This is a genomic window from Agrobacterium sp. CCNWLW32 (assembly GCF_037083425.1).
Classification (GTDB): Bacteria; Pseudomonadota; Alphaproteobacteria; order Rhizobiales; family Rhizobiaceae; genus Agrobacterium; species Agrobacterium radiobacter.
Genome location: NZ_JBAOJM010000009.1, coordinates 172,134 through 191,814, shown reverse-complemented (window position 1 = coordinate 191,814; position 19,681 = coordinate 172,134). Strand labels below are relative to the sequence as shown.

General features: G+C 59.4%; 19 protein-coding genes. 17 read left to right on the top strand and 2 right to left on the bottom strand.

The features are described 5' to 3' along the window. Positions 1 to 86: 86 nt before the first annotated feature. The 9 genes from tnpA to V6R85_RS18900 all read left to right on the top strand — a co-directional run bounded on the left by tnpA (position 87) and on the right by V6R85_RS18900 (position 9,344). On the top strand, positions 87 to 413 hold the full coding sequence (tnpA, locus tag V6R85_RS18940; protein WP_336377123.1) for an IS66-like element accessory protein TnpA: 327 nt from the start codon (positions 87 to 89) through the stop codon (positions 411 to 413). Next, a complete protein-coding gene (gene tnpB, locus V6R85_RS18935; protein ID WP_220317811.1) occupies positions 410 to 757 on the top strand; it encodes an IS66 family insertion sequence element accessory protein TnpB in 348 nt (115 codons plus the stop codon). The genes tnpA and tnpB overlap by 4 nt, the downstream gene beginning before the upstream one ends. Positions 758 to 835: 78 nt before the next feature. Beyond that, on the top strand, positions 836 to 2,494 hold the full coding sequence (gene tnpC, locus V6R85_RS18930; RefSeq protein ID WP_336377122.1) for an IS66 family transposase: 1,659 nt from the start codon (positions 836 to 838) through the stop codon (positions 2,492 to 2,494). Further along, positions 2,494 to 3,078 carry a plasmid pRiA4b ORF-3 family protein gene (locus tag V6R85_RS18925; RefSeq protein ID WP_336377124.1) on the top strand — a complete coding sequence of 195 codons (585 nt, stop codon included), beginning with the start codon at positions 2,494 to 2,496 and terminating at the stop codon, positions 3,076 to 3,078. The genes tnpC and V6R85_RS18925 overlap by 1 nt, the downstream gene beginning before the upstream one ends. 202 nt (positions 3,079 to 3,280) lie before the next feature. After that, a complete protein-coding gene (locus V6R85_RS18920) occupies positions 3,281 to 4,345 on the top strand; it encodes an HlyD family secretion protein (protein ID WP_336377121.1) in 1,065 nt (354 codons plus the stop codon). An 11-nt stretch (positions 4,346 to 4,356) separates the two neighbouring features. After that, complete coding sequence (rbbA, locus tag V6R85_RS18915) at positions 4,357 to 7,125, top strand: ribosome-associated ATPase/putative transporter RbbA (RefSeq protein ID WP_031234011.1); 2,769 nt, start codon at positions 4,357 to 4,359, stop codon at positions 7,123 to 7,125. Continuing rightward, positions 7,122 to 8,240, top strand: coding sequence for an ABC transporter permease (locus V6R85_RS18910; protein WP_020810891.1), 1,119 nt, complete (start codon positions 7,122 to 7,124; stop codon positions 8,238 to 8,240). Before rbbA ends, V6R85_RS18910 begins: the two co-directional genes overlap by 4 nt. A gap of 137 nt (positions 8,241 to 8,377) precedes the next feature. After that, a complete protein-coding gene (locus tag V6R85_RS18905) occupies positions 8,378 to 8,980 on the top strand; it encodes a hypothetical protein (RefSeq protein WP_162686251.1) in 603 nt (200 codons plus the stop codon). 217 nt (positions 8,981 to 9,197) lie between these two features. After that, a complete protein-coding gene (locus V6R85_RS18900) occupies positions 9,198 to 9,344 on the top strand; it encodes a DUF1127 domain-containing protein (RefSeq protein ID WP_003505647.1) in 147 nt (48 codons plus the stop codon). A gap of 503 nt (positions 9,345 to 9,847) precedes the next feature. On the opposite strand, the gene V6R85_RS18895 is transcribed toward V6R85_RS18900, so the two are convergent. Continuing rightward, positions 9,848 to 10,291, bottom strand: coding sequence for a response regulator (locus V6R85_RS18895; protein ID WP_003505649.1), 444 nt, complete (start codon positions 10,289 to 10,291; stop codon positions 9,848 to 9,850). A 479-nt stretch (positions 10,292 to 10,770) separates the two neighbouring features. Between V6R85_RS18895 and ftsZ the strand changes: the two genes are divergently transcribed. From ftsZ to V6R85_RS18880, 3 genes are all read left to right on the top strand, one after another. After that, complete coding sequence (gene ftsZ, locus V6R85_RS18890) at positions 10,771 to 11,733, top strand: cell division protein FtsZ (protein WP_336377120.1); 963 nt, start codon at positions 10,771 to 10,773, stop codon at positions 11,731 to 11,733. A 234-nt stretch (positions 11,734 to 11,967) separates the two neighbouring features. Continuing rightward, positions 11,968 to 12,666 carry a GntR family transcriptional regulator gene (locus V6R85_RS18885; protein WP_003505651.1) on the top strand — a complete coding sequence of 233 codons (699 nt, stop codon included), beginning with the start codon at positions 11,968 to 11,970 and terminating at the stop codon, positions 12,664 to 12,666. A gap of 109 nt (positions 12,667 to 12,775) precedes the next feature. Then, a complete protein-coding gene (locus tag V6R85_RS18880) occupies positions 12,776 to 13,741 on the top strand; it encodes a dihydrodipicolinate synthase family protein (protein WP_003505652.1) in 966 nt (321 codons plus the stop codon). Between the two features lie 287 nt (positions 13,742 to 14,028). Here V6R85_RS18880 and V6R85_RS18875 read toward each other — a convergent pair whose 3' ends face one another. Continuing rightward, entirely contained in the window at positions 14,029 to 15,066 is a 1,038-nt protein-coding gene (locus tag V6R85_RS18875) for an Ldh family oxidoreductase (RefSeq protein WP_020810895.1), read from the bottom strand. A 445-nt stretch (positions 15,067 to 15,511) separates the two neighbouring features. On the opposite strand from V6R85_RS18875, the gene V6R85_RS18870 reads away from it, so the two are divergent. From V6R85_RS18870 to V6R85_RS18850, 5 genes are all read left to right on the top strand, one after another. Further along, positions 15,512 to 16,318: an ABC transporter substrate-binding protein gene (locus tag V6R85_RS18870; protein WP_020810896.1), complete on the top strand. Its 807-nt coding sequence runs from the start codon at positions 15,512 to 15,514 to the stop codon at positions 16,316 to 16,318. Positions 16,319 to 16,390: 72 nt separating this feature from the next. Continuing rightward, on the top strand, positions 16,391 to 17,056 hold the full coding sequence (locus tag V6R85_RS18865; protein WP_080864430.1) for an amino acid ABC transporter permease: 666 nt from the start codon (positions 16,391 to 16,393) through the stop codon (positions 17,054 to 17,056). 12 nt (positions 17,057 to 17,068) lie between these two features. After that, on the top strand, positions 17,069 to 17,722 hold the full coding sequence (locus tag V6R85_RS18860; protein ID WP_112589773.1) for an amino acid ABC transporter permease: 654 nt from the start codon (positions 17,069 to 17,071) through the stop codon (positions 17,720 to 17,722). Next, entirely contained in the window at positions 17,715 to 18,437 is a 723-nt protein-coding gene (locus tag V6R85_RS18855) for an amino acid ABC transporter ATP-binding protein (RefSeq protein WP_003505658.1), read from the top strand. The genes V6R85_RS18860 and V6R85_RS18855 overlap by 8 nt, the downstream gene beginning before the upstream one ends. Further along, on the top strand, positions 18,437 to 19,678 hold the full coding sequence (locus V6R85_RS18850) for an NAD(P)/FAD-dependent oxidoreductase (RefSeq protein WP_112589779.1): 1,242 nt from the start codon (positions 18,437 to 18,439) through the stop codon (positions 19,676 to 19,678). The genes V6R85_RS18855 and V6R85_RS18850 overlap by 1 nt, the downstream gene beginning before the upstream one ends. Positions 19,679 to 19,681 lie beyond the last annotated feature (3 nt).

The window sequence follows — 19,681 nt, the reverse complement described above, 5'->3', positions numbered from 1 at the left end:
CTCTGCTTCTTCATTCGTCCGTCCTTTAATGGGCCGGACTCTAATCCAATCTGGAGGAAATTCGCAGTGGCAGGTCACAGGCCATTTTGCTGACGGGTCAAGAACGGCGTCGTCGTTGGTCACCGGACCAACGGCTGGAAATTCTGGAGGCGGCATTTGCGCCGGGGGCAAATGTCACGGAGGTGGCGCGCCGCTTTGATGTTTCGACGGGTCTGATCTACACTTGGCGCCGCCAAGCGCTGTCGGTGAAAGATGGACCTGCTTTCGTGCCGGCGACTGTCTTGGACGTCCCTGGCTGCAGCGATGGTGGCGCGGCGACCATCGTTGTGGACTTTGCGAACGGCACGAAGGTGAGGATTGCTTCCGCGGCACCTTATGATCTTGCCGCGGCAGTCATGCGTGCGCTCAAATGATCCCGATCAGTTCGAGCGTGCGGGTTTGGATTGCGAGCGGCCATTGCGATATGCGCAAGGGGATGCAGGGCCTTGCTCTGATCGTGCAGGAAGGTCTTGGTCGTGATCCGTTCAAGGGTGACGTTTTTGTCTTCCGCGGGAAAAGCGGCCGGCTGATCAAGGCTCTTTGGCATGACGGAATTGGGCTTTCGCTATACGCAAAGCGGCTCGAGCGCGGCCGTTTTATTTGGCCGGTGACTGAGGGCGGAGCGATTGCGCTGACGGCTGGCCAGATGTCCTATTTGCTTGAGGGAGTTGACTGGCGAAACCCGCAGCAGACATGGCGTCCGACGAGCGCTGGATAGCGATTTTTGGCCGGGATTTGCCGCCATTGGCATCAAGGAAAGCTATGCAAATCAGGGGTTTTGTGATTCACTTCGAGCATGGAACCCGGCTTCGAAAATCACTGTGATCATGCCGCTGCCCTCAAGGCAGAGCTGGCGACAGCGCGGGCCGAGCGTGCTGCTGCTTTGGCCGAATTGGCTGTTGCCAAGGCCAGGGAGGCCGACGATCAGGCCATCATTCTTCGCCAGAAAGTCTATATCGAAAAGCTGCAACGGGAGCTTCGCGGTCAGAAGTCGGAACGGACGGCAAGGCTGATTGCGCAGATGGAGTTGATGCTTGAGGACGCCGAAGCGACGGCGACCGAAGATGAGCTTGCCGCCGAAATGGCCGTTGCTGCAGCATCTGCGATTGCGGTCACCGGCTTTACGCGCAAGCGGCCGGTCAAGAAGCCATTCCCGGAACATCTGCCGCGTGAGCGTGTCGTGGTGCCTGGTCCGGTTGCCTGCAGTTGCTGTGGCGGTGAACGGCTTCGCAAGCTCGGCGAAGACATCACCGAAACGATGGAGAGCGTACCGCGGAGCTGGAAGGTCATTCAGACGGTGCGGGAAAAGTTCACCTGCCGTGACTGCGAGAAGATCAGCCAGGCACCTGCACCCTTCCATGTCATCCCGAGAGGGTGGGCGGGGCCGAGCCTTTTGGCGATGATGCTCTGCGACAAGTTCGGCCAGCACATTCCCCTCAATCGCCAGATCGAACGTTTTGCCCTGGAAGGTGTGCCGATCAGCCTGTCGACTGCAGCAGACGCGATTGGCACATGCTGTCAGGTCCTTGACCCGCTGGTGCGACGGATTGAAAGCCATACGTTCGCGTCTGAACGGATCCACGGTGATGACACGACCGTGCCGGTTCTTTCTCTCGGCAAGACCGCAACCGGCCGGATATGGAGTTACGTCAAGGACGATGCTCCGTTCGGCGGAACGGCCCCACCGTCGGTGGTGTTCTATTATTCCCGGGACCGGGCAGGCGAGCATCCACAGGCGCATCTGTCCAATTATAGCGGTATCCTTCAGGCGGACGCCTATACGGGCTATGGCCAGCTCTATCTTCCTGATCGAAGTCCGGGCCCGATTTATGAAGCGGCGTGTTGGGCGCATGCCAGGCGGCCATTCTTTGCGCAAGCCGATCTGGAGGCCAATGCGCGCCGAAAAGCGCAGGGTAAAAGTGCCGCCGTCATCTCGCCGGTCGCCTTGAACATGGTGCAGCGGATCGACGCGCTGTTCGAGATCGAACGCCAGATCAATGGCCGCGCTGCCGATGAGAGAAAAGCAATCCGCCAGCAATTATCAAAGCCGTTGATCGACGACATGGAAATATGGATACGCGAACACCGCGCCAGGTTGCCGCGCGACAACGACCTGGCAAAGGCATTTGACTATATGCTGAACCGCTGGGAATCCTTCACCCGCTTCCTCGACGACGGCCGGATCTGCCTGTCGAACAATTGCGCGGAGCGATCTTTGCGTGGTGTGGCCCTTGGACGAAAAGCCTGGCTATTTGCCGGTTCCGATCGAGGGGGACAGCGGGCGGCAGCCATGTACAGCCTGATCGTCACCGCGAAAATGAACCGCATTGACCCACAGGCCTGGCTTGCTGATGTTCTCGCCCGCATCGCCGACCATCCAGCCAGCCGGCTCGATGAGCTTCTCCCTTGGAATTGGCGGAAAACCACGACATCACCACTGAGGCAGGCAGCCTGATGGCAGATCCTCTCGTCCGCTTGAAGATTACGCTCGATGACGTTGATCCCTTGGTGATGCGGCGCGTTGTCGTACCGTTCCGCATTCGGCTCGACCGGCTTCATGATGTTCTCCAGGAGGCTTTCGGCTGGACCAACAGTCATCTTTATGAGTTCAGAATCCGTGACATCGGATTCGGCGTGCCTGATGGCGGCTTTGATGACCCCATCGATGCGCGCAAGGAAACGCTTCTTGCCGCCATCGAAGATATCGGCGCGAAGTCATTCAAGTATCTCTATGACTTCGGCGACGGCTGGACCCACACAGTGAAAATCGAAAAGACCTTTCCGGCTACCCCCGGCTTTGATGATCCTTTCCTCCTCGAGGCTATCGGAAGGTGCCCGCCAGAGGATGTTGGCGGCCCTTGGGGCTATGAAGAGTTCCGTGAGGCCATTGCCGACGTCAACCATGAGCGACATCAAGAACTGCTCGAACGGTGGGGAAGTTCAGACTACGACCCCGGCCAGGTCGATGCCAGAAATCTCAGCAAAAACGTCGAGGCTCTGGCCGCAAAATGGAAGCGCAGATCGCACAAAAAAACCTGACACTGCGGTCCTCGGCGAATGCTTACCGCGCACTTGACTTGTGTCAAAGCCGCAGAGCGCACCCTCACGTAAACAGCCCTTAAACCGGACCACTCCCTCAAACAGGAGAAATGTCGGGTGCGAATTCTAAACGCGATGGTGGCTGGCTTCTTCGGTTTTTACGTATTACGGTTGAAACCTGAAGGGTTCATGGGGAAGACGGATGTCTAAAAAAGGCTTGCTCATTGGTCTGGTGGTTCTGGCTGTTGCCGTTGCCGCTTACTTTGCCTGGTCGAAGCTGAAGGGGGAGGGGCTGCCTTCCGGTTTCGCGTCCAGCAACGGTCGGATCGAGGCGGTCGAGATCGACATTTCCACCAAGACCGCCGGTCGCCTTCAGGACATCATGGTGCGCGAAGGCGATTTCGTGAAGGCCGGACAGGTGCTGGCGCAGATGGACACCGCCCAGCTGGAAGCGCGGAAGCGTCAGGCGGAAGCACAGTTTCGCCGTGCGAAAATAGCAATCGATACGGCCAACAGCCTTGTCGCACAGCGGGAGGCGGAGAAGACCTCGGCGCTGGCGATCGTGGAACAGCGCAAGGCCCAGCTTGATTCCGCCTCCAAGACCTATGCGCGCTCGAAGCAGCTGCTGACGGGCAATGCCGTTTCGCAGCAGATCGTCGACGACGGTGAAGCCGCCGAGCTGTCCGCCCGCGCCACACTCGCTTCCGCCGAGGCCTCGCTTGCCGCCTCCGATGCGGCAATCAACGCGGCCAAAGCGCAGATCGTTGATGCCGAGGCGGCTGTCGATGCGGCGCAGGCCGATATTGAAAGCATTGAGACTGACATAGCCGATGCGACGCTGAAATCGCCCCGCGACGGCCGCGTGCAATATAGGATCGCCCAGCCCGGAGAAGTGCTGTCCGCCGGTGGACGGGTTCTCAACCTCGTCGATCTCGGAGACGTCTACATGACCTTCTTCCTGCCGACGGCAGAGGCTGGCCGCACGTCCATGGGCTCCGATGTGCGCCTGATACTGGATGCGGCACCGCAATACACCATCCCGGCGAAAGTTTCCTTTGTGGCCGATGTCGCGCAGTTCACGCCGAAGACGGTTGAAACCGAAGAGGAACGCCAGAAGCTCACCTTCCGGGTGCGGGCGCAAATTCCGCAGGAACTGCTGCAGAAATATATCCAGTATGTCAAAACCGGACTGCCCGGCATGGCCTATGTACGGCTTGATCCGCAGGCCGCCTGGCCGGAAAACCTCGAACGCAATCTCGTCAAGTGACGGTGGCCACCATGGTCGCGCCTCCCGCAACGAATGACAGGAACGCACCGGTCGCGCGATTGACCGATGTGCGGCTGACCTTCGGAAGCACTATTGCGCTGGCCGATATATCGGTCGAGATTCCCGCAGGGAGGATGGTAGGGCTCATCGGGCCTGACGGCGTCGGCAAGTCGAGCCTGTTGTCGCTCGTCTCCGGCGCGCGGGCCATCCAGAAGGGCAAGGTGGAGGTTCTGGGTGGCGACATGTCCGATCCGCGCCACCGTGAGGATACCTGCCCGCGTATCGCCTATATGCCGCAGGGTCTTGGCAAGAACCTTTACCCCACCCTGTCCGTCTTCGAGAATATCGACTTTTTCGGCAGGCTGTTCGGACAGGGCAGCAGGGAGCGGCAGGCGCGCATTGCCGAATTGCTGAAGAGCACCGGCCTCGAACCATTCGCCGATCGCCCCGCGATGAAGCTTTCCGGCGGCATGAAGCAGAAACTCGGGCTCTGCTGCGCGCTGATCCACGATCCGGACCTGCTTATCCTCGATGAGCCGACCACAGGCGTTGACCCGCTGTCGCGCCGGCAGTTCTGGGAATTGATCGATTCCATCCGGGCCGGGCGTCCGGGCATGAGCGTCATCGTCGCCACGGCCTATATGGAAGAGGCCGCCGGTTTCGACTGGCTGGTCGCCATGGATGGCGGCAAAATACTGGCTACCGGTTCGCCCGCCGAACTTCTCGAGCGCACGTCGGCACCCAATCTCGATGCAGCCTTCATCGCGCTTCTTCCCGAAGAAAAGCGCAAGGGTTACCACGAGGTCCATATCGCGCCGCGCAAGGTGACGGGTGAGGGCGATTACGCCATCGAGGCGTCGCATCTCAGCATGCGCTTCGGTGATTTCACCGCCGTCGACAATGTCAGCTTCAAGATTCCGCGCGGCGAGATTTTCGGCTTTCTCGGTTCGAACGGCTGCGGAAAATCCACCACCATGAAGATGCTGACCGGGCTTCTGGCGGCCAGCGAAGGCGAGGCCAAGCTCTTCGGGCACAAGGTGGATGCGAGCGACATGGCGATCCGCCACCGCGTCGGTTACATGAGCCAGGCCTTCTCGCTTTATTCAGAACTGACGGTGCGGCAGAACCTCGATCTTCACGCCCGCCTGTTCAAGCTGCCGGAAGACACCATTCAGCCGCGTATCGCCGAAATGGCGGAGCGATTCGATCTCGGCGCGGTCATGGAAACCCTGCCGGACGACCTGCCGCTCGGCATCCGGCAGAGGCTGTCGCTGGCGGTGGCGATGATCCATTCGCCTGACATTCTCATCCTCGATGAGCCGACCTCCGGTGTCGACCCGGTGGCGCGCGACGGGTTCTGGCAAATCCTTGCCGATCTCTCGCGCAACGACAATGTCACCATCTTCATCTCCACCCATTTCATGAACGAGGCGGAGCGCTGCGACCGTATTTCGCTGATGCATGCCGGCAAGGTGCTGATCAGCGATACGCCTGATGCGATTACCAAAAGCCGCAATGCCGCAACGCTTGAAGAGGCTTTCGTCGCCTATCTCGAGGATGCCTCGGGTGTGAAAAAAGTGAAACCCGTTGCACCGTCCGCTCCGGCAGCTGAGGTGCCCACGACACAACATGCCGCCCCCGTCCGCAAGAGGTTTTTCGATTTCAGGCGCATGTTCAGCTATACCCGCCGTGAGGCGCTGGAATTGCAGCGTGATCCCATTCGCGGAACGCTGGCGGTGCTCGGCAGCGTTATCCTGATGTTTGTCATCGGATACGGCATCAATCTCGATGTCGAGGACCTGACCTTTGCGGTGCTGGACCGCGACGATTCCACCATCAGCCGTGACTACGTGCTCGATATTGCCGGCTCCCGTTATTTCATCGAAAAGGAACCGATCCGCGACTATGCCGATATGGATCGGCGCATGCGTGATGGGGAACTCAGCCTTGCCATTGAAATTCCCCCCGGCTTTGGCCGGGATGTCTTGCGCGGCAAGACGGTGGAGGTGGGCGCCTGGATCGACGGCGCCATGCCGCAGCGCGCCGAGACGGTGCGCGGTTACGTGCAGGGTATGCACCAGACATGGCTTGCGCGGAAGGCCGCCGAGATTTACGGCAGCGCCGCCACGCAGAACAGCTTCAGCATCGAGACGCGCTATCGTTACAATCCTGATGTCAAAAGCCTCGTCGCCATGGTGCCGGCGGTCATTCCGCTGCTGCTCATGCTTATTCCCGCCATGCTGGCGGCGCTCAGCGTCGTCAGGGAAAAGGAGCTTGGCTCCATCGTCAATCTCTATGTGACGCCGACCACGCGGCTGGAATTCCTGATCGGCAAGCAGCTTCCCTATGTCGCCCTCGGCATGCTCAATTTCCTGCTTCTGACGGCATTTGCGGTCTTCGTCTTCCAGGTGCCTTTCACCGGAAGTTATCTCGCCTATGCGGCGGGAGCGCTGCTCTACGTCATCATCGCCACCTCCATTGGCCTTCTCATGTCATCCTTCATGAAGAGCCAGATCGCAGCGATTTTCGGCACGGCCCTGCTGACGCTCATTCCGGCCACGCAATATTCGGGCATGATCGATCCCGTCTCCTCGCTGCAGGGCGCCGGCGCCTTTATCGGTAACATCTATCCGGCCACCTATTTCATGACCATTTCGCGCGGGACCTTTTCGAAGGGGCTTGATTTCGCCGGGCTTTCCGGCTCGTTCCTGCCGCTCATCATAGCCATTCCGCTGCTGCTTAGTGCCGGTGCCGCACTTTTGAGGAAACAGGCGTCATGAGGCTGTTTTCGTCCAACATCTTCCAGCTCGGCATCAAGGAACTGCGTGGCCTTGCGCGTGACGGCATGCTGCTGCTCCTGATTGTCTATGCCTTCACGCTGCAGATCTACACCGGCTCCAGCGCGCTGCCGGAAACGCTGAACAATGCCGCCATCGCCATTGTCGATGAGGATCAGTCACCGCTTTCCGGCCGCATCAGTACGGCGTTTTATCCACCCTATTTCGCACCGCCGAAGCAGATTTCCATCGCGGAAATGGACAAGCGCATGGATGCCGGGCTCGATACTTTCGCGCTCAACATCCCTCCGGATTTCCAGCGCCGGCTGATGGCGGGTCAGCAGCCGGCCATCCAGCTCAATATCGACGCCACCCGCATGAGCCAGGCCTTCAGCGGCGGCGGTTATGTGCAGAGCATCGTGACCAGCGAAGTTCAGGAATATGTCAACCGTTATCGCGGTGCGACTGCGGTGCCGGTGGACCTCACCCTGCGCTCCCGTTTCAACCCGGAGCTGGACAAGTCCTGGTTCGGCTCGATCAACAATATCATCACCGCCATCACCATGCTGTCGATCGTGCTGACGGGGGCGGCGCTCATTCGCGAGCGGGAGCACGGCACGGTCGAGCATCTGCTGGTCATGCCGGTCACGCCGCTGGAAATCATGCTCAGCAAGGTCTGGTCCATGGGCCTCGTCGTGCTGGTGGCCTCGGCATTTTCCCTGTTCGTGGTCGTCAGGGGGCTGCTCGCCATTCCGATCGAAGGCTCGCTTTCGCTTTTCCTGCTCGGAACGGCATTGCAACTCTTCGCCATGACCTCAATGGGCATATTCCTCGCGACCGTCGCCGGTTCCATGCCGCAATTCGGCATGTTGCTGATCCTGTTCCTGCTGCCGCTGCAGGTGCTCTCGGGCGCCATGACGCCGCGTGAAAGCATGCCTGATATCATCCAGTACATCATGCTTCTTGCGCCAAACACCCATTTTGTCATTCTGGCGCAATCGGTGCTTTTCAGAGGGGCGGGGCTGGATGTGGTCTGGCCGCAATTGCTGGCGCTGCTGGCCATCGGCTCCGCGCTCTTCGTTTTTGCGCTTCGCCGTTTCAGGCGGTTCCTGCGCTGACGACAGCCGGATTTTCCGCTTGTTCTGCCCATTTCCACGCAAGTTGAATTAATTGTGTTCGGTAACGGTATGTTCGCCTTCCGTGAATATGCCTATGAGGACGGCTGGGTAAGCGGGCTTTGTTCAGGAGTAGCAAAATGAATATTGCAGCACGTCTTTCACTGGCAGCCATGATCGCTCTGGCGGCAACACCATCCCTCGCGTCGGAAGATATGACGTCGGAGACGAGCGAAGCGATATTCGGTTTTGGCGGCGCCATGACGAAAGAAGACATGCTGAAAAGTGCAGCCCTCTTTCCGGTGGAATATGAGCGCAACGCCATTCTGGGCGGCGGCTACCAGTTTTATCCCTACCATATCGGCAACGTGAAACTCGGCGGCGAAATCGGCGCCGCTGCCAGATTTGGCAAGGGCTTTACGGGTGAAGTCTGGGTGGGTTCGGTTGCGCGTTACGAGCAGATCAGGCTCGGAGAGCGGCTGTTCATCACGCCAAGCTTTACCGCCGGCCTCAGCCTTGTCACGGATGCGCAGCGGGGCCGCGAGCGCGAACAGGAAATCAAGGACGACGGCAATGCCAATGTCCTGTTTTATCTGGGGCCGGAAATCAACGTGTCCTTCAGCGAGGATTCCTCGACGGAATTCTTCTGGCGTCTTCACCACCGTTCCGGCGGTGGCAAAACATTGGGCAATATGAAAGGCGCCACAAACGCCAACGTCTTCGGCGTCCGCTACAAGTTCTGAGCGGCAGGGATGGTCCCACGCTCGGTGAACTGTCTGAATTTCAGTCACGTTTCTTTTTCGCCGCAAACCGTCATGGGGAACCCGTGCATGCAGTGCATGGGTGGATTGCCTTATTCTGCCTGTTAATGCGTCACCGAAAAGCGCATATAGAGGACATCAAAGGACGCCGGGACGAAAACGTTACTGACGTCACCTAAACCTCAGAAAGGGTAATGTCATGAACGTAGCACGCAGCTTCAACAATTGGCGCAAATATCGTCAGACCATCAACGAACTCGGCCGTATGAGCAGCCGTGAACTGCACGATCTCGGTATCGATCGCAGCCAGATCACCAGCGTCGCCCGCGCCGCCGTCGGTAAGTAATCATAACGATATTGCCGCTATTGAATGCCCAAACGCCCGCTTTGCGGGCGTTTTTGTTTTGGAGGCCTCTCCTCCGTCATCCTCGGGCTTGACCCGAGGATCCATTGCTTTCCACGGGTCAGGATCCTCGGGTCAAGCCCGAGGATGACGTTGAGTATGTGCAAAGCGATGTCATTCCACGCCTGAGGACGACTGAAGCGAACCAATCGCCAGGAATTTTCGACGATGAATATTGCCATGCACAAAACGCATATCTGCGCTGCAACCTTGTGCCTGTCAAACGCGCAGAAAAATGGTATCTTCAAATCATCGAAACGGATGTACCTCCTCCCACATCCTTTCGGTAATGCGGGCGATCCTACTCCTCCTCCCAAAGGATTTCCTCGGGGACAGCGGTTTTCCTCCTCCCATATCGCTGTTCATCTTTTCAAAAAGCCTGCCGCACCTCCTCCCGCGGCAGGCTTTTTTGTTTTCGGAAACTTCCCTTTATTTTCAGGATTATCTCAGTCGAAAGCCATCATGCCGATGGGCGTTACGGCATGGGTGCCTGCGCGTCTGGCAAGGGCATAAGCAAGGCACTGCTCCACGGCATCCTGCGGCACGGGCTTGGCGATCACGCCGGCGCCTATGCCGAGATTGACGACGACTTCGGGGTTCGCCGTCATGAAGATCACCACCACGCCATGGTCTTCGGAAAGCCGCCGCCCGATCTCCGGGCCGGTCTGTCCGTCGGCAAGATTGACGTCGACGAAGGCGATATCGGCGCGGCTGCCAAGCGCCACGGCCTCTTCCAGCCGGTTGGCGATACCGATGACATCAGCCTCTTCTTCCGCCTGCAAAATGGAATCCTCTATATCCATGGCGATGAGGAATTCGTCTTCCACGATCAACACACGCGGCTGTTCCGTGCGGAAACCCGGTTCGTTCTGCAAGACGTCTGCCAACATATGCCTGTCTCCATTCTGTGTGCTTCAGAGCACCGGACCGAAAAGTGCAGCGCGGTTTTCGGGCCTTCGATGCGTCAACTATGCCTGGAGCGGGAAGGGCCGGTTCCGTTTTATCTCCCGCCGCTCCAGCGCGGTCGGCAAGCAAACACTTGTCGGCGTAACTCGTTCCAAAGTGAGATAAACATAGTGAATGGAGTGTAAACGGCGCGCCTTTTCGGCTATCACCTCTAGGAAGCGAAGCAGTTGATTCGGTTCGGTTTTCATCCGGGGAAGGGGTCGGAGAACGTCGCCGTGGAGCATCTTTCGCCCCCTGGAACGCCGGTCTTTCGCCATTATGGGGCGATAGGCCTGCATGAAAATTCAAAGCGTTACAGCCTCTTTCCCGCTCGGGGAGGAAGCGCTGGGACCTTGCCGATCATTCGCGTGCCGCGGTCAAAGAACGGCGCAGGACCCTATGAGTTTAGAAAGAGAATAAGACGATGACCCAGTCTCCGCGCGCCACCATTGCCCGCAACACGCCCAATATCGCCGTCATCGGCGTCGGTGGCGGTGGCGGCAACGCGATCAACAACATGATTGCCGAGGGCATCGGTGGCGTCGATTTCATCGCCGCCAATACGGATGCGCAGGCGCTGAAGAAGACCAACGCGCCGCGGCTCGTGCAGCTCAGCTCCGAACTGACCGGCGGGCTCGGCGCAGGCGCCGATCCCGAGGTTGGCCGGCAGGCAGCGATCGATTCACTTGACGAGATCATGGATCACCTGAGCGGCTACGACATGTGTTTCATCACCGCCGGCATGGGCGGCGGCACCGGCACGGGCGCTGCCCCCGTCATCGCCGAAGCCTGCCGGGCGAAGAACATCCTCACCGTCGGTGTCGTGACGCTTCCCTTCAGTTTCGAAGGCGCGCGCCGCATGCGGGCTGCCGAATATGGATTCGCCAACCTGCTCAACACGGCAGATACCGTCATCGTCATCCCCAACCAGAACCTGCTGCGCATTGCCGATGCCGGCACGACCTTCGAAAATGCGCTGAAGACGGCCGACAAGGTTCTGTCGCTTGGCGTGCGCTGCATCACAGATCTCATCCTGCGCGAAGGCCTGGTCAATCTCGATTTTGCCGATGTGCGCTATGTCATGAAGAATGGCGGCCGGGCGCTGATGGGCACGGCGCAGGCCAAGGGTGAAAAGCGCGCCTCGGAAGCGGCTGCCGCAGCCATTGCCAACCCGCTGCTCGGCGAACCGTCGCTGAAGGAAGCGCGGGGCGCTCTTGTTTCCATTTCCGGTGGCAACGATCTGACGCTCTATGAGATCGATGAGGCAATGACGCTGGTACGCGAGGCGGTGAGCGAAGAAACCGATGTTGTGATGGGCGCTTCCTTCGACCCGACGCTGGACGGCGCTTTCAAGATTTCGGTCGTCGCCACCGGCCTGCGCAATTGATGCTGGCTTGAGGAGCGCGGTCCTGATTAAATCGCCTTCTTGAGTTGGCGATACCCTAAAAACAGCGTCCACGCCACAAACTGAACGTTCAAAAGCCGTCGCGGGCAATTTTCGCGACGGCTTTTTATTGTTTTTGAACAATTATTCCGCCATTCGAAGCGGCTGTGGTGCTGCGCGGCGTTGATCGGGAAAAAATATAATAGTACTCTTTATGTCGACAAGAGGGATTTGATGATGACGGATATAATTGCTTCTGCCGAGCGCAAGCGCGGCTCCGGCGTGAAGATGGTCTATGATCTGCTGCGCGACGAGATTCTCGATCTGGTTCTGCCGCCGGGCAGTCCCATCGACGAGGTGCAGCTTGCCGAGCGGTTCAAGATGTCACGCACGCCCATCCGCGAGGCACTGGTGCGGCTTTCGGGCGAGGGGCTGATCGATACGCTGCCGAACCGCTCCACCATGGTGTCGAATATCGATTTCCTCAACATGCATACCTATTTCGATGCGCTTGTGTTGATGTACCGGGTAACGACCCAGCTTGCCGCGCAATATCACCGTCCGGAAGATCTGGCCGGAATCCGCGCCCACAACGCGGAATTCGCCATTGCGGTCGAGGAGCAGGATGCGCTGGCGATGATTTCCACCAATGCCGCCCTTCACCTTTCCATCGCCGAAGCCGGGCGCAACCCCTATTTCACCAGCCTGTTCAAGCGGCTTTTGGATGAGGGACGGCGCATCCTCAGGCTTTATTACCAGTCCTATGATGATCGTCTGCCCAAGCGTTTCGTCGATGATCATGAAGAGATGATCGCGGCGATTGCCGCTCGCGATATCGCTCTTTCCGAAAGGCTGGCGCGGGAGCACGCCGAACAGATCGTGCGGCAGGTGCAGAAACTGCTGGTGCGAAACGAGCGGCTGGAAATAAATCTGTAGCTTGTCGATTTCTTGTCGACAAATAAAATACAAGATAGTAATGTCCCTGTCGAAAGGGTGGCGCGGACGTGCGTCCATTCCCGAAAAACATGTCCCTTAGGAGCTAGTAATGACGGCCAGCATTTTTTCCGGCGTGATTCCCGCCTTGATGACCCCCTGCAAGGATGATCGCACCCCTGATTTCGATGCGCTTGTTCGCAAGGGCAAGGAACTGATCGCCGATGGCATGTCGGCCGTGGTTTATTGCGGTTCCATGGGCGACTGGCCGCTCCTGACGGATGAGCAGCGCATGGAAGGCGTGGAGCGCCTGGTGAAGGCTGGCATTCCGGTCATCGTCGGCACCGGCGCGGTCAACACGGCGTCTGCCGTTGCCCATGCTGCCCACGCCCAGAAGGTTGGCGCCAAGGGTCTGATGGTTATTCCGCGCGTCCTGTCGCGCGGTTCGGTCATCTCTGCCCAGAAGGCGCATTTCAAGGCCATCCTCGCGGCGGCTCCTGAAATCCCGGCCGTCATCTACAACAGCCCCTATTATGGCTTCGCCACCCGTGCCGATCTCTTCTTCGCGCTACGCGCCGAGCACAAGAACCTCGTCGGCTTCAAGGAATTCGGGGGCCCGGCGGATATGCGTTACGCTGCTGAAAACATCACCAGCCGTGATGACGACGTCACTCTTATGATCGGCGTCGATACCGCCGTTTTCCACGGCTTCGTCAATTGCGGTGCAACCGGCGCCATCACCGGCATCGGCAACGTGCTGCCGAAGGAAGTCATCCACCTCTGCAAGCTGTCGCAGGCCGCCGCCAAGGGTGATGCGGATGCCCGCGCCCGTGCGCTGGAACTGGAACAGGCGCTCGCCGTTCTCTCGTCCTTCGATGAAGGCCCGGATCTGGTTCTCTATTTCAAGCACATGATGGTGCTGAAGGGCGACAAGGAATACACGCTGCACTTCAACGAAACCGATGCCCTGACGGATAGCCAGCGCGGTTATGTCGAGGCGCAGTTCAAGCTGTTCAACAGCTGGTATGCCGACTGGAGCAAGCTTCCGGGTGCCGTGCAGGCCTGCAAGGCTGCCTAAGCAGCCGCTGATGTGAAAACAAAAGGCCCGCAAATGCGGGCCTTTTTTGCATGTCAGGAGGTTTGATGTCTCCCCTCCGTCATGCTGGACTTGACCCGGCATCCAGCCACGGCGCGTCTGCGCCGTGAGGAATGAGTCTTTCGTGATCAAAGACTTGATCGCACTGGACCCCGGATCAGGTCCGGGGTGACGGGGCGGGGGATGCTGTGCAGTTGCAAAAAAAGCTGAGTGACTTTGTCATTGCGAGAAGGCCCGCGTTCGCGAGCCTTCTTGTTTCCGCTTTGCGGTCAGGAGACCGCGTCCAGTCCCTTCTCCAGCAGTTGGTCGAGCCCGGCCACTTCTGCAGCGGTCAGCGTAATACCTTCATTTTCCGATTTGGCACGGGCGGCAAAACGGCGGCCGGAGGGCAGGCGGGCGCCCTGGCCGATGATGGCGTCAAACAGCACTTCCGCGCGCTGGAAGGGGTCTCCCGGCCGCCCCTTGGCAAAGGCCTCCGGGGAAAAGGCGACGATCAGTTCCCCATGGAAGGGCGCAAGCGTGGTGGTGCCGAGATAGTCCAGCACTTCGGGACTGGTGAGGTCGCCGATCATGATGCCGGCGAGAAGCTCGATCATGGTGCCGATGGCAGAACCCTTGTGGCCGCCAAAGGGCAGCATGGCGCCGGCAAGGGCCGCCTCCGGGTCCGTCGTCGGATTGCCGTCTGCATCGACCGCCCAGCCTTCGGGTAAAGGTTTTCCCGCGCGCCGGTGCAGTTCTATCTCGCCGCGGGCGGCAACGGATGTCGCGAAATCAAAGACGTAAGGCGAGGTGTCCTTGCGCGGCCAGCCGAAAGCGAAGGGGTTGGTGCCGAGCAGCGGTTTGGTTCCTCCCGTCGGCGCGACGGTGGAATAGCTCGGGCACATCACCAGTCCGGCCAGCCCGTTCGAGGTCAGTCCCTCCACCTCGGGCCAGAGCGCCGAAAAATGGGTGCAGTCATTGATGACGAGTGCGGCGACGCCCAAACGTTCCGCGCGTTCCACCAGAACCGGCAGGCCAAGCTCGAAGGCAGGATTGGCGAAGCCGCCATTGGCATTGACCTTCACGATCGCCGTACCGTCCTCCTCGGCCACATCAGGTGTGGCATCGGGCTTCACCTTGCCGGCCTTGACGGTGCGCAATGCGCCTTCAATGCGGTAAATGCCATGGGACTTGCAGGCGTCACGCTCACCGGCGGTGATGACGCGCGCCAGCGCTCCCGACTGCACGGCATTTAAGCCAGCCCTGCGGAAAATCGCCTCCACCCGTTGAAATAGTTCGTCGATGGTCAAGGTGGTGGTGTCGCTCATCATAATCCTCCGATATCGGCTCGCACATTTTGAATACATAAAGTATACAATGGCTGGGGTAATGCAACGTGTCTTTTCGGTGCGGCTGTGTCAGAGCGGGAAGCCACTTTATCGGACACAAAGATTCCTTAGGCCCTCATTCCTGTGCTTGTCACAGGAATCCAGCAGACGCGCGTCTGCGCGTCGGAAAGACTCTATTCAGCCCAAGGACTTGGGCTGGCTGGATCCCTGTGACAAGCACAGGGATGAGGGGCCTTTGATGTTTCCGCTCACCTTATCGGCTCCTCGCGCCAGCTTTCGAAACTAATCCATTGAACCTCATCAGTTCGCACGTGCACAAAATTCTTTTTGTATACTCATTGTATTTTTATGTTGATTTATCGCTTTCTTGGGGAAATAGTGACCGCGCCTTCAAGGGCAGACCAATTCTGGGAGCAAATCAAGAATGAAAAAATCGGTCATTTTCGCCGGCCTGCTGGCCGCCACTTCCGCTATCACCCCGGCCAAGGCCGACAAGCTTGACGACATTATTTCGTCCGGCACGCTGCGTTGCGCCGTTGTGCTCGACTTCCCGCCGATGGGCGCGCGTGATGACGCCAACAATCCGATCGGCTTTGACGTCGATTATTGCAACGATCTCGCCAAGGCGCTTGGCGTCACGGCTGAAATCGTCGAAACGCCGTTTCCCGAGCGTATTCCGGCGCTGATGTCCGGCCGCGTCGACGTTGGCGTTGCGTCCACCTCCGATACGCTGGAGCGTGCCAAGACAGTCGGCATGACCGTGCCTTACTTCGCCTTCGAAATGGCCGTTACCGCCAACGACAAGTCGGGCATCAAGTCGTTCGAAGACATGAAGGGCAAGACCGTTGGCGCAACCGCCGGCACGTTCGAAGCCATCGCGCTCGAAAAGTCGGTCAAGGAATGGGGCACCGGTGAATTCCGCCCGTACCAGACGCAGGCAGACGTGTTCCTCGCACTCAGCCAGGGCCAGATCGACGCCACCGTTTCCACCTCGACGGTTGCCCAGTCCAACGTGAAGGGCGGCAAGTTCGCCGGCATCTCCGTGGTCGGCAAGGCGCCTTACGACATCGACTATGTCGCGCTCTTCACCAACCGCGATGAATACGGCCTCATCAACTACCTGAACCTCTTCATCAACCAGCAGGTTCGCACCGGCCGTTACGCCGAACTCTATGAAAAATGGGTTGGCGGCGAAGTTCCTTCGCTCACCGTCAACGGCGTTTATCGCTGATCAGGACTTTTCGTAAACGGCGCGGTCGAAATGATCGCGCCGTTGATCGTTTCTGAAAAGGCGGGACACTTAATGTTCAACTATACATTCCACTGGAATCAGGCGCTGAAGGCTCTGCCGCAGCTTCTGGACGGTGCGGTGGTGACGCTGCAGATCGCCATTCTGTCGATGGTGATCGGTCTGACCTTCGCCATCGCGCTGACGCTGTTCCGGCTCTCCGGCAACCGTATCCTTGGCGCTTTCGCCTCCGTCTGGGTGGAAGTCGCCCGCAACACGCCGGCGCTGTTCCAGATTTACATGGCCCATTTCGGCCTTGGCAATTTCGGCATTCATCTGAGCCCCTATACGGCGCTTCTGGTCGGTATCGCCTTCAACAATGCCGGTTATCTCGCGGAGAATTTCCGTGGCGCGCTGAAAGCCATTCCCGATACGCAGACCCGTTCCGGCCGTTCGCTCGGCATGACGTCGATGCAGACCTTCCGTCTGATCATCATGCCGCAGATGCTGCGCGTCGCGTTTCTGCCTGCCACCAACCAGATGGTCTGGGCAATCCTCATGACCTCGCTCGGTGTCACCGTCGGCATGAATACGGATCTCGCCGGCGTCACACAGGCCTTGAACGCCCGTTCGTTCCGCACCTTTGAATTCTTCGCGCTCGCCGCGGTCATCTATTACGTGATCGCCAAGATCGTCACGCTTGCCGCCCGATTACTGGCCGCGCGTCTGTTCCGTTATTGAGAGAGGTGAGCCATGTTTGAAACCGCTCTCACCTGGAGTGATCTCGCCTTCCTGGCCAAGGGTGCCGGCATGACGCTTGCCGTCACCGCCGTCGCCGTCACGGCAGGCACCATAATGGGGATCATCTTCGGCATCATCCGCTTCCAGTTCGGCCCCTATTGGTCGCTGCCGCTGACCTTCATTCTGGATATTTTCCGTTCCGTGCCGCTGCTTATCCAGCTGGTGCTCGGCAATGCCTTCCAGTCGATCGCCAAGCTCGGCTGGCCGCCATTCACCACCTCCTGCGTGGTGCTGTCGCTTTATACGGCGGCCTATTGCACAGAGATCGTGCGCGGCGGCATCGGTGCGGTGCCGTCGAATACGCGGCGTGCCTGCCGGTCGCTCGGCATGACGTGGTCGCAGGACATGCGCTACATCGTGCTGCCGCTTGCCACCCGCGTGTCGCTGCCCTCCTGGATCGGCTTGACGCTCGGCGTCATGAAGGATTCGGCGCTGGTGCTGTGGCTCGGCCTCATCGAGCTTCTGCGCGCCTCGCAGATCCTCGTCACCCGCCTGCAGGAACCGCTGATCATCCTGATGATCTGCGGCGCCATCTACTTCCTTATCAGCTTCCCCATCGCCCGTTTCGGCGGGTATCTCGAAAGACGGTGGTCCCCCAATGATTGAGATCGAAAACGTCCGCAAATCCTTCGGCCCGCTGGAGGTTCTGAAAGGGATCAACCTTACCGTCAACAAGGGCGAGGTCGTCACCATCATCGGCGGCTCCGGTTCCGGCAAGTCGACGCTGCTCACCTGCATCAACGGCCTCGAGCCGATCGACAGCGGCAAGATCGTCATCGACGGCACCGAGGTGCACGCCAAGTCGACCGACCTCAACAAGCTGCGCCGCAAGGTTGGCATCGTCTTCCAGCAATGGAACGCCTTTCCGCATCTGACCGTGCTTGAAAACGTCATGCTGGCGCCGCGCAAGGTGCTCGGTATTTCCAAGGAGAAGGCTGAGGAAATCGCGGTCAAGCAATTGACCCATGTCGGCCTTGCCGAAAAGCTGAAGGTCTATCCGAACCGCATGTCCGGCGGCCAGCAGCAGCGTATGGCGATTGCCCGCGCGCTTGCCATGTCGCCGGAATATATGCTGTTCGACGAGGTCACCTCTGCGCTTGACCCGATGCTGGTGGGCGAGGTGCTCGATACGCTGAAGATGCTGGCGGATGAAGGCATGACGATGATCTGCGTCACCCACGAAATGGCCTTCGCCCGCGATGTCTCGAACCGCGTCGCCTTCTTCCATCAGGGCGTGATGGCGGAAATCGGCACACCGGACCAGCTGTTCGGCGCGCCGCAGCATGCTGAAACCCAGAAGTTCCTGGCGAGCGTGCGGTAATGCCTGCACATGATGTCATCGTCATTGGGGCCGGCGTCGTCGGCCTCTCGGCGGCAATCGCGGCGCAGGGCCGCGGTCTTTCGGTCACGGTCATCGACCGTGAGGGACCAGCAGCGGGCGCTTCAGCCGGCAATGCCGGCGCCTTTGCCTTCACCGATATCCTGCCACTTGCATCGCCCGGCATTCTCTGGAAAGCGCCGAAATGGCTGCTCGATCCGCTCGGTCCGCTCAGCGTGCCGCCCTCCTATGCGCTGAAGATCGCGCCGTGGATGTTCCGGTTCTGGCGGGCCTGTGCGGCATCGAAGGTGGAACTTTCCACCGCCGCCCAGACGGCGCTGATGGATCTGTCGAAGGTCGAGCTGGAGCCATTCCTGAAAAAGACCGAGACAACAGCCATGCTGCGCAAAGAGGGCAACCTCCAGGTCTATGAAAGCGATGCGGAGTTCGAAAGTTCGCTTCCCGGCTGGAAGGCGCGTGAGCGCCACGGTATCGAGTTCCGGCATCTCAATGCCGAACAGATGGCCGAGATACAGCCCGGCATCGCGTCGCGTTTCACCTGCGGCACGTTCACGCCGGGATGGTATTCCATCGCCGACCCGAAGCTCTACACGCTGGCGCTGGCCGAACATTTCCGCGCCATAGGCGGGCGCATCGAACGCCTCGATATCGCGTCGCTCAGGCCGCTTGAAGATGGTGTCGAGGTGGTGAGCCATGACGGTCGTACCCGCAAGGCCGCCAAGGTGGTGCTGGCTGCGGGCGCCTTTTCGCATCGCATCGCCCGTTCACTCGGGGAAAAAATTCCGCTGGAAACGGAACGGGGGTATAATACCACATTGCCGTCCGGGGCTTTCGATCTGCGCACGCAGGTGACCTTCGGCGGTCATGGTTTCGTCGTCACGCGGCTTTCTTCCGGCATCCGCGTCGGCGGTGCGGTCGAGCTGGGCGGGCTTGAGCTTCCGGCCAATTTCGCCCGTTCCGAGGCGCTTCTGGCCAAGGCGAAAACTTTCTTGCCGGGCCTGAAAACCGAGGGCGGCAAGCAATGGATGGGTTTTCGCCCGTCGCTGCCGGACAGCCTGCCGGCCATCGGCGAAGCGCGGCACACGGCACGGGTGGTTTATGCTTTCGGCCACGGGCATCTGGGGCTGACGCAATCGGCGGGCACGGCCCGCATCGTCGCCGATCTTCTGACGGGGCAAAAACCCGCCATCGATACAAGGGCATTTTCGCCGCAACGTTTCTGACGG

Bases quoted from the DNA above. Each gene is read 5' to 3' on its own strand.
- V6R85_RS18900 (WP_003505647.1), top strand. From the start codon at position 9,198: ATGAACGTAGCACGCAGCTTCAACAATTGGCGCAAATATCGTCAGACC.
- rbbA (WP_031234011.1), top strand. From the start codon at position 4,357: ATGGTCGCGCCTCCCGCAACGAATGACAGGAACGCACCGGTCGCGCGA.
- V6R85_RS18875 (WP_020810895.1), bottom strand. From the start codon at position 15,066: ATGAGCGACACCACCACCTTGACCATCGACGAACTATTTCAACGGGTG.
- V6R85_RS18870 (WP_020810896.1), top strand. From the start codon at position 15,512: ATGAAAAAATCGGTCATTTTCGCCGGCCTGCTGGCCGCCACTTCCGCT.
- ftsZ (WP_336377120.1), top strand. From the start codon at position 10,771: ATGACCCAGTCTCCGCGCGCCACCATTGCCCGCAACACGCCCAATATC.
- V6R85_RS18895 (WP_003505649.1), bottom strand. From the start codon at position 10,291: ATGTTGGCAGACGTCTTGCAGAACGAACCGGGTTTCCGCACGGAACAG.
- V6R85_RS18860 (WP_112589773.1), top strand. From the start codon at position 17,069: ATGTTTGAAACCGCTCTCACCTGGAGTGATCTCGCCTTCCTGGCCAAG.
- V6R85_RS18905 (WP_162686251.1), top strand. From the start codon at position 8,378: ATGAATATTGCAGCACGTCTTTCACTGGCAGCCATGATCGCTCTGGCG.
- V6R85_RS18865 (WP_080864430.1), top strand. From the start codon at position 16,391: ATGTTCAACTATACATTCCACTGGAATCAGGCGCTGAAGGCTCTGCCG.
- V6R85_RS18855 (WP_003505658.1), top strand. From the start codon at position 17,715: ATGATTGAGATCGAAAACGTCCGCAAATCCTTCGGCCCGCTGGAGGTT.
- V6R85_RS18920 (WP_336377121.1), top strand. From the start codon at position 3,281: ATGTCTAAAAAAGGCTTGCTCATTGGTCTGGTGGTTCTGGCTGTTGCC.
- V6R85_RS18880 (WP_003505652.1), top strand. From the start codon at position 12,776: ATGACGGCCAGCATTTTTTCCGGCGTGATTCCCGCCTTGATGACCCCC.
- V6R85_RS18925 (WP_336377124.1), top strand. From the start codon at position 2,494: ATGGCAGATCCTCTCGTCCGCTTGAAGATTACGCTCGATGACGTTGAT.
- V6R85_RS18910 (WP_020810891.1), top strand. From the start codon at position 7,122: ATGAGGCTGTTTTCGTCCAACATCTTCCAGCTCGGCATCAAGGAACTG.
- tnpC (WP_336377122.1), top strand. From the start codon at position 836: ATGGAACCCGGCTTCGAAAATCACTGTGATCATGCCGCTGCCCTCAAG.
- V6R85_RS18885 (WP_003505651.1), top strand. From the start codon at position 11,968: ATGACGGATATAATTGCTTCTGCCGAGCGCAAGCGCGGCTCCGGCGTG.
- tnpB (WP_220317811.1), top strand. From the start codon at position 410: ATGATCCCGATCAGTTCGAGCGTGCGGGTTTGGATTGCGAGCGGCCAT.
- V6R85_RS18850 (WP_112589779.1), top strand. From the start codon at position 18,437: ATGCCTGCACATGATGTCATCGTCATTGGGGCCGGCGTCGTCGGCCTC.